Source organism: Paenibacillus sp. 2TAB26, from assembly GCF_052115145.1.
Classification (GTDB): Bacteria; Bacillota; Bacilli; order Paenibacillales; family Paenibacillaceae; genus Pristimantibacillus.
The window spans coordinates 158,630-174,721 of the sequence record NZ_JBFRGC010000012.1; the positions used below are offsets into that span (position 1 = coordinate 158,630).

Sequence of the window (16,092 nt, forward strand, 5' to 3'; positions counted from 1 at the left end):
TACAAAATTGAGTTTACTATTCGTTTGACACTATCAACAACCTGTCTAATTATGGTTCTGAAACCCTTCTAACTCTATCTTTAACGTACAAGTGATAGTAACAATTGACAGGTTGTTTGTTCATTATGGAAAGTTTATACTTTTCGCAGTTAAGTAGGTGTAAACAGGAAGGGGAAGGAAAAAGGATGAGTTCAATTAACTATGATTTGCTAAGACGTGCCGTTCCGACGAGTTATGACCAGTACAGGGAAGATATTTCCCACGGCAAAATTGAAACGGTTGAATATTTCTCTAAGACAATAGGATGCAAGCGTAGAGCGATGATTTACATCCCTCCAGGTTACCCGGATGGTCAAGGGGAATATAACGTTCTTTATTTATTGCATGGTATCGGCGGAGACGAAGAGGAATGGTACAATCATGCGGGTCCGCAAGTGATTCTTGATAATTTGTATGCAGACAATAAACTTGCGCGCATGATTGTGGTTCTACCTAACGGCCGTGCCATGCAGAACGACCGAGCGGAGGGCAATTTATTCGACGCGGACAAATTAAAGGCGTTTGAGGATTTCGAATTCGATTTGCTTTATGATCTCATTCCTTATGTGGAATCGAACTATACGGTTCTGACGAGGAGAGAGAACCGTGCTCTAGCCGGTTTATCGATGGGAGGAGGACAATCGCTCAATATCGGATTAGGCAATCTAGATCATTTTGCTTGGATTGGAGGTTTTTCCTCTGCGCCAAACACAAAGGAACCCGAGTTGCTTGTCCCGAATCCGGAAGATGCGGCGGCTAAGCTGAGTTTGCTCTGGTTGTCATGCGGACTTCTGGACAATCTTAAGCATGTCAGCGACCGGACACATGCCTATTTGGAGAGGAACGATGTACCCCATATTTGGTACGAGGAGAGCGGCGGCCACGATTGGCCGGTTTGGAAAAACGATTTATACCATTTTTCCCAACTCATTTTTAGATAGCCTGTCTAGCGTCTGATCCCTTAGAGGTACACGAGTGAAATAATAACCATGGTATCATGACAATTTGGATTCTCAACAATCGGAGCATCACCTTATTAAGGTGATGCTTTTGTGATGTTTTGTTCCACTTTTGATTGTAAGACGAAACACGAAGAATAGACAACGAGGATGATATTTGGAAATCAGGTTAAGAGGTAACTTTCTAATAAATGAGATCACCTGAGATAGAGAATTCCAATTTCCAACTTCATTATAATAAATCTATCCTATTGAAATAGAGTGAGGTTAAATGCTATGTCAATTCCTTCATCTGTAAATTTTTCTGCTAAGCAAGCTCATTCACTGCGACAGAGGGGCTATGCCCGTTTGCTGCGAAACATTGTGAAATACCGCGTGCTGCTGCTTATGCTGCTGCCAACAAGCATCGTTTTTTTCATTAATTGTTATATCCCCATGTTTGGCGTTTTCATTGCTTTCAAGAACATTAACTACGTCGACGGAATTTTGGGCAGTCCGTGGGCGGGGCTCGACAATTTCCGTTTTCTCTTCGCTACTTCCGATGCGTGGCGAGTAACAATTAATACGGTTGCCTACAATGTTGTCTTTATTGTGACCGGTCTTCTTCTCTCCGTTGCGATTGCCATTGCCGTAAACGAGGTTCGTGCCAAGCTGGCATCGCGACTCTATCAGACGGTGATGATCATGCCGAATTTTTTGTCCATGGTTGTCGTCAGCTATATCGTATACGCCTTTTTACACCCTGAATACGGTTTTCTGGTCAAATACGTGTTGCCGTTGTTCGGACACTCTTCGGTTAATGCTTATATGCACCCGGAGGCTTGGCCTTATATTCTGTGGTTGACGAAAATGTGGCACTCCGTTGGCATTGGCAGCGTCATTTACTTGGCGGCAATAACTGGAATCAGCGAAGAGCTGTACGAAGCAGCGGTCATGGACGGAGCCAGCAAATGGCAGCAGATCATCCGAATTACGATTCCGCTCCTGACTCCTGTGATGGTCATTCTGACGATATTAAATTTGGGGGGCTTATTCCGCTCTGACTTCGGGTTATTTTATCATGTTACGCTCGATTCCGGCGCGTTGCGCTCTACGACGGATGTCATCGATACGTATGTTTATAGAGGCCTGATTCAGCTCAATGACTTGGGAATGGCCTCCGCAGCGAATTTCTACCAATCGGTAGTTGGATTTTTCCTTGTCATTGGAGCAAATAGTCTGGCTCGCAAGCTTAATCGCGACACGGCACTTTTCTAGAATGGAGAATCAATATGAACAAAGCAACGAACGTTAAACCGTATCAGAAGGTATCTAAGCTGGCCGCACTATTGCTTCATACTATTTTTATCGCTTTCAGTCTCGCCTGCATTTTGCCGATCTTGCTGATCGTCGCCATCTCATTTTCAAATGAAAAGCTCCTAACGCTAAAAGGCTACAAGTTCTGGCCTGACGAAATCGATGGATCTGCATACCACCATCTATTTGCCAATTCGTCGACTCTTATGAAAGCCTATGGGGTTAGCTTATCTGTAACCTTTATTGGGACCTTGCTGGCGGTATTGTTAATTGCGTTATATGCGTACCCGATCTTTCGCAAGGATTTTCCGTTTAAGAAAATATTTAATATCTATCTTCTGATTACGATGCTGTTCTCTGGAGGGCTGGTCCCTTTCTATCTGTTGTACGTCAACTATTTGGATCTGAAGGACACTTATGTCGCGCTTATCCTTCCAGGCCTTTCGAACGCGTTTTATATCTTCATTGCCCGTACATTCTTCCAGCAAACCATACCGGAAGAGATGATTGAATCGGGTAAGCTCGACGGAGCATCGGAGTGGCGAATTTTTTTTCAGCTCGTTCTTCCTATTTCGCTTCCGGTACTGGCAACAATCGGATTGTTTACGACGCTAATGTATTGGAACGATTGGTTCAATTCCTTGTTGTTCATTAATGACAGCGAAAAGTTCTCGTTGCAGTACGTCATGATTCAAATGATTCGCCAAGCGGAGTTTTTCAAAAATCAATTAGCGGGCAGCGGAGTAGCTCTGCTAGTGCAGCAATCAGTACCGACAGAAAGCTTACGGATGGCGATGGTAGTCGTCTCCATTGGTCCCATTCTGTTTGTCTATCCTTTCTTTCAGAAGTACTTTACCAAGGGACTTACCATTGGAGCCATCAAAGGTTAATTCGTCTAGCTCTGGCTTAACGGCCGGTTAGAATATATGAAAATTTATAGGGGGTTAAAGAAATGAAGGTAACGAAAGGTTTGGGCAAAACGCTTGTTGGGCTAACGGCGGCCATGCTTGTCATGTCAGGCTGCAGCACAAATTCAGGATCATCCGGTTCACCTAATGCAGAACCGCTGTCAACAAGCAAGCCATCCGAGGAAATCGGATCAAGCACAAGCAATCCCGATACATCGACCTACCGCAAGCTCAAAGTCTATACGGTAGGGAATTTTCCACAAAACGACTCCAAGGCAGTTGTTGCAGAAATCAATAAATACTTGAAAGAGAAAATTAATGCGGAGATCGACTTCCAAGGACTGCCCTGGTCCTCCTGGTCTGAGAAGATGGCGCTGGCCTATCAGTCCGGAGAGCAAGTAGACTTGACTTTTGCTCCGAACTGGGCAGATTTTTCCAACAATGTAACCAAAGGGGCGTTTCTCCCGCTAGATGATTTGTTAACCGAATACGGGCAAGGAATAATGGAGACTTTAGATCCTCGTTTTCTCGATGGGGGCAGAGTAAATGGGAAAATTTACGCGATCCCAACTAACAAAGAAATCGGCGAGAGCCACACGATTATGTTCAGGAAAGATCTTATTGATAAATACGGATYTGATATCAACTCTATCCAAACACTGGAAGACCTAGAGCCGTGGCTTCAAACCATTAAGGATAAGGAACCCGGCCTTGCACCTATCTGGCTCTCAGGCAGTGGTTCTGATACGCTGAGCTACTTCGACAAAACAAAGCCGAGCATGGAAGAAAACTTCCGTTACGAGCTGGTGGCCGGAGCGCCTGCCGGTATTGTATTGGATACTAAGACAGATAAGATGATCATCAGCACGTTGGAATCCGATGCGACTATTTATAGGTTGAGGCTCTACAGCGAATGGTTCAAAAAGGGATTCATCAATCAGGATGCCGCGACGACCAAAACGAGCGCCGAAGATGCATTTAAGGCCGGCAAAACGTGGATGAAATTCGGTTCCGATAAACCGGATTCTGACAAGGAAGATTCCAGCGCGACGGGTATCGAACTAGTCAAGCTGAAGGGGAATGATCCTGAAATCAGTACAGCAAGCGTCAGCAACTCCATGATGGCAATCGGCCGCACATCTGTCGATCCGGAGCGCACAATGATGCTTCTAAACCTTCTTCATACCGACAAAAATCTGGTCAACCTGATCGATTTCGGTGTGGAAGGACGGCAATATGTCAAGGTAGAGGGCAAGGATAATTTCATTAAGCTGCAAGATGGCGTCTCTACCCGTGCGGATACGGGGTGGGCTCCGGGTATTGAGTGGATGTTTGGGAATCAGACGCTCACTTATTTGTGGGAAGGCGAAAGCCCTGACAAATGGGAGAAGTTCAAAGCCTATAACGAAAAAGCTCATAAAGTAAAATCGTTTGGCTTCAGCTTCAACACGGACGCTGTCAAAACAGAGGTGTCCGTCGTCAGCAATATTATTAAGGAGTATCGTCCGCTGCTTGAAACGGGAAGTTTGGATGCCGACAAGGTACTGGCAGAATACAATGAAAAGCTAAAGGCCAACGGTATTGAGAAGATCCGAACCGAAGCTCAGAAACAGTACGATGATTGGAAGGCGAAGCAGTCATAAGCAGGCAGGGGAAAGACCGAAATGGTCTTTCCCCTTTCGTGCCGCATGGGCGTTCATATACTAGACAAAGGAGTGGAACTGTGGGACTTTCATTGCAATTTAAAGTAAGCGCACTCGTCCTGCTATTAGTGGCGCCACTTTTTTTCTTTCTTTACTACACCAATATCTACTCCACAAATATTGTTCGTGAGAAAGTAGCGAAATCCGCATCGGACACGTTGACCCTTCATTTAGGCGCTCTTGATGAGCTGCTGGAGCAGACCAGTACTTATTTGCTGCGAACGGCAAATGAAAGCATGCTGCTCGAGCTATACTCGGAGAGCGACCCAGACAGTGTAAACTATTATTTATCTATCAGAAAATTAATGGATCAATGGTATAGCGATGTTAGCTACTACTCTATTATTCGCAGTGTATTCGTGTATCATCTTGACCGGGAGGAGCTATTCCTCAGCAGTCAAAAGGAGTATTACGAGGAGAAGAAGGCTATCCGTGCCGGTCTGTCCGCTCGGCTGAAGAAGTTCAAGCTTCCGACGTCCTTGAAGTGGGAAATCATTAACGTCGGCGGCGAGCCGGTCTTATTTAAGGCACTTCCGGATAAAAGTGGAAGGCTGCTCATCGGTGTACTTGTCAGCATTGATTCCTTAGCTCAGCCTCTAATCCGGTTGGAGTCCGTAGAGAGCGATGAGAAAATCGGCATTATATCCAAAGAGGGGCATCTGTTGTGGGGGCAGTTCGGCAATGAGGATCTTGTCCGCATCCGTAGCCATCTGAACGATCAATCGAATCGCTCTAGCGCTTCTATTCGACTTAGTGACGGCAGCAGCTATTTGTTCGTAGGCAAACCGTCTCTTTTTTCGGATCTCAACGTTTTCATTTTATTGGACGAAGAATTGCTGCTGGACGAGCTGCCTCTGTTCCAACGCGTAATTAAGGTCATTCCCATAGCGGTAGTTGTCATTCTAGTTGTATTGTTCTTTCTATTAAGCCGGCTTGTATTTAAACCCATTCAGCAGTTGGCAAGCGGGATGCGCATACTTGGCAAGGGACAGCTGGATTACCGTTTAAAGGAAGAGAAATCCAAGGAGTTCCAACTGATTACACAACAGTTCAATCGGATGGCTGAACAAATTGGGAATTTAAAAATCTTCGTATATGAAGAGCAAATGAAAGTGCAGCAAGCCGAACTTAAGCATCTTCAGGCCCAGATCAATCCCCATTTTTTCATGAATTCCTTAAATATCGTCTTCCATCTTGTAGAGCTTCAGAAGTATTCACTGATTAAAAAGATGATCAGCCACCTCGTCTCCTATTTCCGGTTCATCATGAGCACCAACGATGCGTGGATTACGCTTGTTAGCGAATTTAATCATATCCGAAACTACCTTGAAATCCAAATGGTTATGTACCCGAACAAGCTGAGTTTTCACGAACGGGTGCCCAAGGAACTTGAGAACGTCCTTGTGCCGCCATTGCTTGTACAACCGTTCGTGGAGAATGCTATGAAGCATGGATTTATTAATAATGCCAAGCATTTTGAAGTCAACGTCACGGTAAGTAAAGAAACTAGTAAAGAAGGGGATTCATGCATGGCCATCGAAATCCGCGACTCTGGACCTGGATTCTCCGAGCAGCAATTGGTCATGCTTAACCTTGGCTTATATGAAAAGGAGCCCACAGACCGTCAACTGGGGATATGGAATGTGCGCAGACGCTTGATTATGTTCTATGATGGACGCGCGAATATAGCCTTCAGCAATGATCCACAGGGCGGCGGAATAGTGAATATCAAATTGCCTATGCAAAGGAGGCTTTGATCATCGTATGTATAGAATCTTAATTGTTGATGACCAATATTTTGCCTTGCTCGGTTTGCAGCAAGGCGTGAACTGGAGCGTGCTGGGCGTTACGCACATTAGTTTGGCGGAGAACGTGGATCAAGCGTTGAAGATACTAAGGAACACTACTATTGACTTGCTAATTTGCGATATCGAAATGCCGGGGAGCAGCGGTTTGGATTTGTTGGCCTGGGTGGAGCAGCATTCGCCGTACACTTTGACGATTATGCTTACTTGTCATGCGGACTTTGAGTACGCGCAGCGCGCCATCCATCATGGAGCGTTCCATTATTTGCTGAAGCCCGTCGATTATGAGCAATTGAAGAAAGTGGCCAGCGATGCTTTTGCAGAGGTCGGTAGGCAAAAAGAACAAAAAAAGTTTGAAGCTCTGATGCAGGACTATCGAAGAAAATGGGAACATCAGCTGCCTATATTGGTGGAACGCTTCTGGCAGGACATCCTTAGTCAGCGGGCATCTCTGCTCCCGGACTCGCTACAAAGATCCGCACAAACTTGTGGCTTGTCGATCAAGCCTGATGATCGTTATATCCTGGTTCTGTTTGGACTTGAGCAATGGAAAGATAATCTGAGCGCGCGGGATGAAGCCATTATGGAATACGCGCTTCGCAATTTGGCTGGAGAACTGCTTCTGCTAGAGCTGGAAGGTGTTGTATTTCAGGATCATACAGGGCTTAATCTGGCGATCGTATATGTGAGAAGTGAAGAAACCTCTATTAGCAGCGTGCTTAATCACAATTGCCGTCAGTTTCTGAACGAATGCGAACGGCTTCTTCATTGCTCCTTATCTATTTATATTAGCCCGACGGTAGTATTACCGGAAATCGTTAGCGCCTACACGTATGTGACAGAGAGAGAGCAGCACAATTTAACTCGATCCCGGCAAGTATTCATGCCTGCCTCTACTCCTATGGAAAAAAGCATGAAACAATTGCAGGCTGTAGCTCCACTAAGCTTATTTGCGGAGTGGTCCACTATTATGGAGCTTGGTGAGTTAGAAGAGCTGGATCGCCGCGTGAAGCAATGGTTCTGGAGCAGTGAAGGAAATACATGGACAAAGGAATCTCATCATCAGTTTATCCACGGTATTCTCTTCATTATTCACACCATATTGGCCCAAAAAGGTTTATCTATTCACAAGTCGGCCGAATTAAAGAGCTTGACAGATAAGGAAAGCTATCCCAAGCACTCGGATGCCCTGCAACAATGGACGAGATGCTGCCTGAAGGCAACCGTACGACTTCTCACGGTAAGCAACAAAGTATCTTCTGCTGTGGTTACCAAGATTAGACATTACATTCGTTCACGATTGAACCAGGAGATTACCCGGGAGGAAATGGCTGCCCATGTCTATCTGAACCCGGCGTATTTATCCAGATTGTTCAAGAAGGAGACCGGGTTATCTTTGTCGGATGCCATCATTCAGGAACGAATCCAAGAGGCCAAACGATTGCTGGAAGAAACCGAATACAAGATTACAGACATTGCAGAGCGTATAGGTTATACCAGCTTAGGAAGCTTTTCGAACTTGTTCAAAAGAATTGTCAGCGTAACGCCACAGCAATATCGAGCACGGAAAAAACGGGATTAATTAATCATTTTACACAACGATACGGACTTTAAGAACGGCAAATATTTATCCGCCTGCTCCCTGATACTTGTTTGCGCCGTACATCCAAAAGCGGTAGCCTAGTCCATAAATCAGCGGACCCGCGAGCGGGACCAGCCACTTGGCCCAATGCGGTATTAGCGATGTCTCGTACGACAAAAGAAAGGCTGCAGGATAGAAATTGACAAAAGCGAGTGGAATGCCAACGGTCAAGAGCAGCTGAACCACTGTTCCGAATATGGGAAGAGGATAGGATATGAACTCCTTCAAATGGAAAAACAATGAAAACAAATATCCCGTCCTCACCCACACGAAGGTTGTAGCGCCAATAGCAGTGAGCAATCCAGCATGAATCATTGCACCGCTGATTAAAGCAAGCAGTAAATAGACATACTCTGTCCACGCCCACTGTAAATTTAATTGAGCGATGGCCCAAATCAATACTGTTCCGGAAATACTGATATGAGCGACGTATGCCAGGTTAAAACCGCGACTAATCAGGTATAAGTAGGGGTTGACAGGTTTAATGAGCAGCGTATCGAATGTGCCTTCCCGAACTTGACCTTCTAGACCCGACATTTGCACGAAAGAAAAGGATGCGCCAAGTGCATATGTAAATAATCCGATGCTATAAAGCAAAGCAATTTCAGGCCAGTTCCAGCCAGCAATCGAGTTGAATTGCTTCATAAACAGCCAAATGACAATATAGTCTCCTGCATAGGAAATGATTTGCGCGCAGGCAGAAAGTACAAAATCAGCTCGGTATTCCATTTTCTCTTTCAACAATAATCGAACCAGCTTACTGAAGAGTAATAAAGTCATAGTACGCCTCCTTTCTTATTAGCCTCCTTGAACGATTAATCGCCGTACGGCTTTGCCCCAAAGCCAATAGGCAACAACAAGCAACAAGATGATCCATACACATCCCAACGCGACGGTTCTCCATAATTCTGCCTCGTTCAGATTACCGAGATAAATCGCCGCAGGTACATAGCCTAGATATTGGAATGGCAACAACTTGGCGACCGCTGCCCAAGAAGGGGAATAGAACCACAAGGGCAGAAACGAACCGCTGAAAATGGTAGTTAGGCCGCCAAGCGTCCAACTGAGCGCAAAATGGCTTAAGAACCAAAAGGCCAGAAGAGAAACAAGATAACCAAGAAGAAAAGAAAGTATTAAAGCCATTAGCAGAGCCACTAGGAAAGCAATGAAATGTATCGTGGAAGCAGGAGGAAGCATCCCGAACAAAATCCATGCAAGAATCAGAGAGGGGATAACTGTGAAAATGAACTGATAAAGCGATTGTCCAAGCCCGTCAAAAAGCAGATATAAAGGATAGGAGAGCGGCTTGACGAGCTCTGATGCGATACTGCCGGACTTAAGACTGCCGTCAACTTTACTGCTGACCCGGTTTAGCAAAAGAGCAAAAAGGAGGGTGTTTAGTATACTATATGTAATCATTTGTTCGACTGTCGTACTGGCTGAACCGCCATTTCCGATAACGGCCCTCCAAATCTCCACTTGGATGAGTATTGCAAAATAGTTGCCCAGCAGACGAAGCCATACTTCGGAACGATATGCTAACTGGTTAACAAAGGCCTTTAACGTAAACATAAAATAGGTCGACATTGTCTGCTCCTTCTCATCCGATTTTGCTGATCGTTTGTTCCTCGCTAGCTAGTTGAAGATACAACTTGCGTATTACAGATTCGATATCCAGGCTTTCAATAGAGGCGTCTTCTACAGGATATTGGGAGGCAATCCGGCTGACGTGTTCAAATACGGTTGATTCACCTCGCGGTACTAGAAATGTTTTGCGTATTCCCTCGTCCTGAAGCATCGTAATGCCAGGGATATCGATCAGCCCGGGATCGACTCGGAAATCGATGATAACTTTCCTTTCACTTCCTAGCTTAGCTCGCAAATCTTCAACAGAGCCATCGTAGACCAGGCTTCCTTTGTTAACGACAAGCATACGTGGGCAAATTTCTTCAATATCTTTCATGTCATGGGTAGTTAATACGATCGTTACTTTACGGTCCCGATTTACAGTGCGAAGAAAGCGCCGAATTTGATCCTTGGCCATGACATCTAGACCGATCGTTGGTTCATCGAGAAATAGAATTTTGGGCTCATGAAGCAGCGCCATGGCGATCTCAACTCGCATACGTTGCCCTAGGCTGAGCTGTCTTACAGGCTTCTGCACAAATTCATGGATGGAGAGCAGACTCATGCAAAGCTCCAGATTTTTACGAAAAGCAGAATCCGGTATTTTATAGATGTATTTGTGAAGATCAAAGGAATCAGTGACGGGAAGGTCCCACCATAATTGACTTCGTTGTCCGAAAACGACCCCGATTTGCTGTGCATTCGCTTTTCTTGCTTCATGCGGTACTGCGCCGAGTACTTTAATGTCTCCGTGCGTTGGGACCAGGATGCCTGTCATCATTTTAATCATTGTAGATTTACCCGCACCATTTGGTCCCAGATAACCAATGGCTTCTCCTTCATTGATCGTAAAGGACATATTGTTAACAGCATCTTCTTCCGTATATTGCCTTGTAAATAGACTTCTAACGGACCCAATCAGTCCAGGAAATCTTCGATATTGCCGATACGTCTTAGTAATTCGGTTAACAGCTATTATACTCACATCGTCACCTGCCTTTAGAATTTATCGCTACTTCGATTATTTACAGCTTAACAATCTTAAGGGATATTGGCGGTAAATTCAATAAAATGTAAAATAAACTATGATTTGACGGGTGAATGATCAGCTAATTGACAGGTTGTTTCCAATTCCACTATGTAGTAAATTTTGAATTACTAATTATTGGAGGAAGAAACGGCCTTGGAGAAAATTAAACTTACAATTCAACATATTAAAGTGATTATTGCCAATAACTTATTTGTGTTCAGATTAGCTTGGAGTATGCATCCACAGAGAGTGCTGGCGGATTTTGCAGTTCAAGCCGGTAGAATGATTGGCAATGTGTTTTTTTCTGTATATTTCATGAAGTACCTCATTGAGTCTATTTCAATCGAAAGGGACTTTCAGCAAATTATCCATTTCATAATTATGACGTTAGTGTTGATACTTGCTTTAATTTTACTGGATAATTGGTATGAAATTCGCTTCAAACCCTTAAGTGATCTCAAGTTATATGAGAAGCTGTATCTCATTCTCTTTCGGAAGGCAGCATCCGTAGAATTGAAATGTTTTGAGGATTATGAGTTTTATAACAAGTATACAAAAGCCATTCAAGAAGCCGATCAAAGAGTCAGCGCTGTTCTTGAAAATCTCTCAAGGGTGATATTCGTATCGCTCGCAACGATTAGCATATTTGCCGTGATGTACGCCATTGACCCATGGGTGGTATGGTTTGCTTTATTGCCTATTTTCGGAAATTTTTATTTTGGAAAAAAGCTTAACCGAATTCAGTTTCAGCAAAATAATGAACGGGTACCCTACCAACGAAAAATGGATTATGTCAACCGTGTCATCTATTTATCCCACTTTGCCAAGGAAATCCGTCTGTCCCGCATATTTTCAGTTCTGAGAAACACCTATATAGAAGGGTATGACGGTGCCATTTCGGTCGTTCATAAGTATCGAGTCAAAGCAGGAGTTGTTTCCTTTTTCAAGATATTTACAACCTTTACACTAATATTCCAAGGGGTTCTGTTGTATGGAGCTTATTTGGCTATTGTCAAGCAGTCGATTTCTATCAGTTCCTTTATCGTTCTGGGAAGCGCAATGGTCGGCGGTGCGTGGTCGCTCATCCGATTGTCTGATAGTTTTGTAGAAATTAATAAAAACGGCATTTACATTGAAAATTTAAAAACCTTTTTAAGCTACGTTTCCGAAATCGAGGAGCATGCCGGTCCAGTTAAAGCAATTGCGCCGCCAATTCAGAAATTAACATTTAGGCATATTAACTTTACTTATGATGGGGCAGCTGAGGCTGCTATTCGCGATATTACGATAGAAGTTAATAAGAACGAGAAAATTGCTTTAGTCGGCCATAATGGCGCCGGCAAATCAACGCTAATCAAGCTCATGATGCGATTGTACGATCCTACTGACGGCGAAATATTATGGAATGGCCAAAATATTAAAGAGTTTGATCTCCTGTCATACCGCTCAATGTATGGAACCATATTTCAGGATTTCAAGATTTTTTCGATGACGATTGCAGAGAATGTGCTTATGCGTGATTTGGTTTCCGAAGCAGACCGCAAGCTCGTCATAGATGCACTCAAGAAAAGCAGAGTTTATGATAAGGTAGCCTCGTTGCCGGAGGGAATAAATACGATGCTCACGAAGGAGTTTGATGAACACGGGGTTGTTTTATCAGGCGGCGAGTTTCAAAAGATTGCGATAGCTAGAATCTTTGCGCAACAGGCTGAAATCCTCGTGCTTGATGAGCCTACGAGCGCGTTGGATCCGATTGCGGAATATGAAATTTTTGAAAGTATGATGGAAGCCTGCAAGGATAAAGCTGTTGTTATTATTTCTCATCGTATGTCATCAGCTATGCTTGCGGATCGTATTTATTTCATGGAGGATGGCGAAATCAGAGAGTCTGGTTCACATATGGAATTGATGCAGCTGCAGGGGAAATATGCGGAGCTATTCTTAAAGCAAGCGGAAAAGTATGTTGATCAAGAAGAGTTGGCAGGGGTGGTGAATCTGCATGAAGCCCAATAAGCATAGCTTTACTAGGGTCCTTAAAAATAATTGGTTTATTATGAAATACGGGCTGCGCCATTCCCGCAACTATATCATCTTTAYATGCTTGTATGCATGCTTGCAGGAAATCGAAATTTTTATTGAGCATGTCATTTTGATTAAGTTTGTATTCGACAGCGTTCAATATGGAACTTCCTTCTCTACCGTTGCTTTATATATCGGACTTACAATTTTGTTTATCGCAATTTGTTTTGTGCTGGACAGCATCTATTTTCAAAGCGTTGAACCGAAAGGAAAAGAATTGCTGTATCAAAAAATAAGGATGGATCTCTACGAAAAAGCGATTAGCACCGATTTGGCCAACTATGATGATCCTGTTTATTATAATGATTATGTGTGGAGCGCCAATGATGCCCATAATCGAATTGATGCTACGATAAACAACATTAGAAAATTGTGCCGATCCGTCACGGTTATTATAACCTCTATAAGCTTTTTCTTGTTTGTTGACAAGCTTGGTTTGCTATTTGTGCTCGCGTCCTTCATTCTAACTCTGATTGTCAGCATGATCTCCAATAAAATCAGGTACAAAATGAGAATGGAGCTTAACGAAAAGGATCGTAAACGAATCTATCTGAAACGATTGTTTTACTTGGCTGATTACGCGAAGGAATTAAGACTTTATTCCATCAAGGAGAAATTTTTTAGAGATTTCTCCGATACGCATAAAGAAATGCACGGGATTGTTAAAAAACGTTCAAAAAAGCAGTTTTGGTTAAACTTCACCTCAGAGTATTTCTTCAATGAGTTGATTTTGAGCGGCCTGTACGTGACTTATGTTGTCTTTATGACGTTAGTGAAAGGAACGTTAAGCTTTGGCAGCGCGGTTACACTGTTGAATTCATCATGGCGTCTAAAAGGCAACATGCAATATATGACGACGCTCATCAGTGAAATGCAAGAAAACAGCTTGTACATCGAGAAGTTAAGAAGTTTCCTGGAGCAAAAGAACGCTCTGAAGGAAGTTGAAGATCCACTGCCTGTGCCGGATAAGTTTACTGGATTAATGCTAAAAGAGTTATCGTTCCAATATGGTCCATCCGGGCCGCGTATTCTTCATAATGTTAATTTCAGCATTAGGCCAGGTGAGAAAATTGCAATCGTTGGTTACAATGGTGCCGGAAAAACGACATTGACGAAGCTGATCATGCGTCTATACGATCCAAGCTCGGGAGAAATTCGTTTAAATGGGATACAAATCGATCAGTTCAAGCTGGATGATTACCGTATGAAGATTAGCTCAGTGTTTCAGGATCATCAATTGTTCGCTGCTACGCTTTCCCAAAATGTCGTCATGAATCAGTTTTCATCCGGCGATTCATTTCTGGTAAGAGAAGCGCTGGAGAAAAGTGATTTTGGCAATAAGCTGCAGACCTTGCGATTGGGGACCGATACCTCCATTACCAAGGAGTTTGACGACGCCGGGATAGAGCTATCTGGTGGAGAGGCGCAGAAGGTAGCGATTGCAAGAGTGTTCGCCAAGCCGACTCTTCTCATCCTATTAGACGAGCCTTCCAGCGCCTTGGATCCAATGAGCGAATATCATTTGAATCAAGTGATGCTGGAGAAGGCAGAAGATCGACCCATCATTTTTATTTCACACCGCTTATCGACGACCAGAATGGCGGATCGCATACTCATGATGGAAAATGGTCAAATCATTGAGCAAGGCTCACACGAAGAACTTATGAGAATGGACGGGAAGTATGCTCAAATGTTTAACCTTCAGGCTTCACGTTACCGCGTGGTTGTAGGAGCTTGAAAAATAATGATTGTGGGGTGGCTTGGATAGTGGAATTTAAAGAAATAACGTGGGACAACTTTATTGAATGTATTGAGCTGAAAGTTGCAGAGGAACAGAAACGCTTTATCTCCTCTAATCAACATGCACTCGCAGAAGCATATATCGCATCAAAAGAGGGGCAGGTCATTATTACATTTGCTATTTATAAAGATGAGACTATGGTCGGCTTTATCATGATGTATTATGACGATGGAAATGGGAATTTCGAATACAGCAGCTATGGCGTTTTTAAAATCATGATTGATGGGCGATATCAAGGCAAAGGGTATGGGAAGGAAGCCATGGAAAAAGCTGTAGAATTGTCTAAGACATCTCCTCATGGTGAAGCGAGGGTCGTTGAAGTTACCTATAACCCCGAAAACATAATTGCGAAAAATTTATATGCCTCATTAGGATTTGTTGAAACAGGAAATACCCACCCTTCTGGTGAGGTATATGCTGAGTTTGTTCTACCTAAAACACCATATTTACGGAGTTTTTAATGCAAGAATGTTATCTGAAGGAACCTGAAATAATTGAAAATACGAGGAGGAGAGATGGATGACCCATAAGGAGCAGGTCTTGAACAAAGTGGGTTCGCTACGTGGGAGAATCAATTTGCAGAACGCACGATTAGAAAGTCATATTCGTAACCGAATAGTGGCAATGTATAGACCAAACAAGCAGTCGACCATGTCGGCTGCTTGTTTGTTTTTTAGTGCGATGAAATGAGTATCTGACCCATGCTCTTGTGTGGAAAATCCCATCATCTAACAGGTATAGAAACCATTGAACAAAAGGTTGTTTACAAAAGATGTAAACGTTACACTTTTTTATGAAGAAAATATTTCGTATACATTGACGAACAAGCAAAAGGAGGATGAGCGTCATGAAATTCAAAAGGTTATTTGCAATCTTACTGCTAAAAACGGTCTTCATATCCGGCTGTACGACAATTGTAACAGAAGAGGCAGTGCCAGTTGAGATTGAGAAAAGTCAATCATTGATCATACAGCTTGTTTCCTGGGCCCCGATGGCTTCGTCAAACGAGGATAATCCGTTGAAGCAAAAAATCGACCGTTTCCGCGAAAAGTATCCGAATGTACAAATTACGATCAATTAGATGAACCCGTGAATGTTGGAGGAAAGTCGAATATTGAGCAAGAAATATGGTTTAGCAGCACCTAGTCTCTTCAAGTGATTGTGAATGGATAGAATGGGAGAGAGGCGTTAGCAATATGCGAAA

13 protein-coding genes are annotated in these 16,092 nt (G+C 43.5%); 10 read left to right on the forward strand and 3 right to left on the reverse strand.

Going from position 1 to position 16,092, the window contains the following annotated elements:
• Nucleotides 1-185: 185 nt before the first annotated feature.
• The 6 genes from AB4Z50_RS15690 (at nt 186) to AB4Z50_RS15715 (ending at nt 8,292) form a co-directional block, all read left to right on the forward strand.
• Nucleotides 186-980: an alpha/beta hydrolase gene (locus tag AB4Z50_RS15690; RefSeq protein WP_441880443.1), complete on the forward strand. Its 795-nt coding sequence runs from the start codon at nt 186-188 to the stop codon at nt 978-980.
• Between the two features lie 366 nt (nt 981-1,346).
• Nucleotides 1,347-2,255: an ABC transporter permease gene (locus AB4Z50_RS15695; protein WP_238404291.1), complete on the forward strand. Its 909-nt coding sequence runs from the start codon at nt 1,347-1,349 to the stop codon at nt 2,253-2,255.
• Nucleotides 2,256-2,269: 14 nt separating this feature from the next.
• A complete protein-coding gene (locus tag AB4Z50_RS15700; protein WP_441880445.1) occupies nt 2,270-3,184 on the forward strand; it encodes a carbohydrate ABC transporter permease in 915 nt (304 codons plus the stop codon).
• A gap of 62 nt (nt 3,185-3,246) precedes the next feature.
• Nucleotides 3,247-4,845, forward strand: coding sequence for an ABC transporter substrate-binding protein (locus AB4Z50_RS15705; RefSeq protein WP_441880447.1), 1,599 nt, complete (start codon nt 3,247-3,249; stop codon nt 4,843-4,845).
• Nucleotides 4,846-4,925: 80 nt separating this feature from the next.
• Nucleotides 4,926-6,662, forward strand: a complete 1,737-nt coding sequence (locus AB4Z50_RS15710) for a sensor histidine kinase (protein ID WP_441880449.1) — start codon at nt 4,926-4,928, stop codon at nt 6,660-6,662.
• Between the two features lie 7 nt (nt 6,663-6,669).
• The gene (locus AB4Z50_RS15715) at nt 6,670-8,292 is read left to right on the forward strand and encodes a response regulator transcription factor (RefSeq protein WP_441880451.1); all 1,623 of its coding nucleotides are present in this window, start codon (nt 6,670-6,672) and stop codon (nt 8,290-8,292) included.
• Between the two features lie 45 nt (nt 8,293-8,337).
• Here the strand turns inward: AB4Z50_RS15715 and AB4Z50_RS15720 are convergent, their stop codons facing one another.
• Genes AB4Z50_RS15720 through AB4Z50_RS15730 form a run of 3 tightly spaced genes read right to left on the reverse strand, consistent with a single transcriptional unit; the run spans nt 8,338 to nt 10,963 of the window.
• The gene (locus AB4Z50_RS15720; RefSeq protein ID WP_441880453.1) at nt 8,338-9,132 is read right to left on the reverse strand and encodes an ABC transporter permease; all 795 of its coding nucleotides are present in this window, start codon (nt 9,130-9,132) and stop codon (nt 8,338-8,340) included.
• Between the two features lie 18 nt (nt 9,133-9,150).
• Nucleotides 9,151-9,939, reverse strand: a complete 789-nt coding sequence (locus tag AB4Z50_RS15725; RefSeq protein ID WP_441880455.1) for an ABC transporter permease — start codon at nt 9,937-9,939, stop codon at nt 9,151-9,153.
• A 13-nt stretch (nt 9,940-9,952) separates the two neighbouring features.
• Nucleotides 9,953-10,963: an ABC transporter ATP-binding protein gene (locus tag AB4Z50_RS15730; RefSeq protein WP_441880457.1), complete on the reverse strand. Its 1,011-nt coding sequence runs from the start codon at nt 10,961-10,963 to the stop codon at nt 9,953-9,955.
• Between the two features lie 198 nt (nt 10,964-11,161).
• On the opposite strand from AB4Z50_RS15730, the gene AB4Z50_RS15735 reads away from it, so the two are divergent.
• The 4 genes from AB4Z50_RS15735 (at nt 11,162) to AB4Z50_RS15750 (ending at nt 15,969) form a co-directional block, all read left to right on the forward strand.
• Complete coding sequence (locus tag AB4Z50_RS15735) at nt 11,162-13,021, forward strand: ABC transporter ATP-binding protein (RefSeq protein WP_339204262.1); 1,860 nt, start codon at nt 11,162-11,164, stop codon at nt 13,019-13,021.
• Entirely contained in the window at nt 13,008-14,825 is a 1,818-nt protein-coding gene (locus AB4Z50_RS15740) for an ABC transporter ATP-binding protein (RefSeq protein WP_441880460.1), read from the forward strand. Before AB4Z50_RS15735 ends, AB4Z50_RS15740 begins: the two co-directional genes overlap by 14 nt.
• Before the next feature lie 29 nt (nt 14,826-14,854).
• Nucleotides 14,855-15,349, forward strand: a complete 495-nt coding sequence (locus tag AB4Z50_RS15745) for a GNAT family N-acetyltransferase (RefSeq protein WP_441880462.1) — start codon at nt 14,855-14,857, stop codon at nt 15,347-15,349.
• 386 nt (nt 15,350-15,735) lie between these two features.
• Nucleotides 15,736-15,969: a hypothetical protein gene (locus AB4Z50_RS15750; protein WP_441880464.1), complete on the forward strand. Its 234-nt coding sequence runs from the start codon at nt 15,736-15,738 to the stop codon at nt 15,967-15,969.
• Nucleotides 15,970-16,092: the final 123 nt, after the last annotated feature.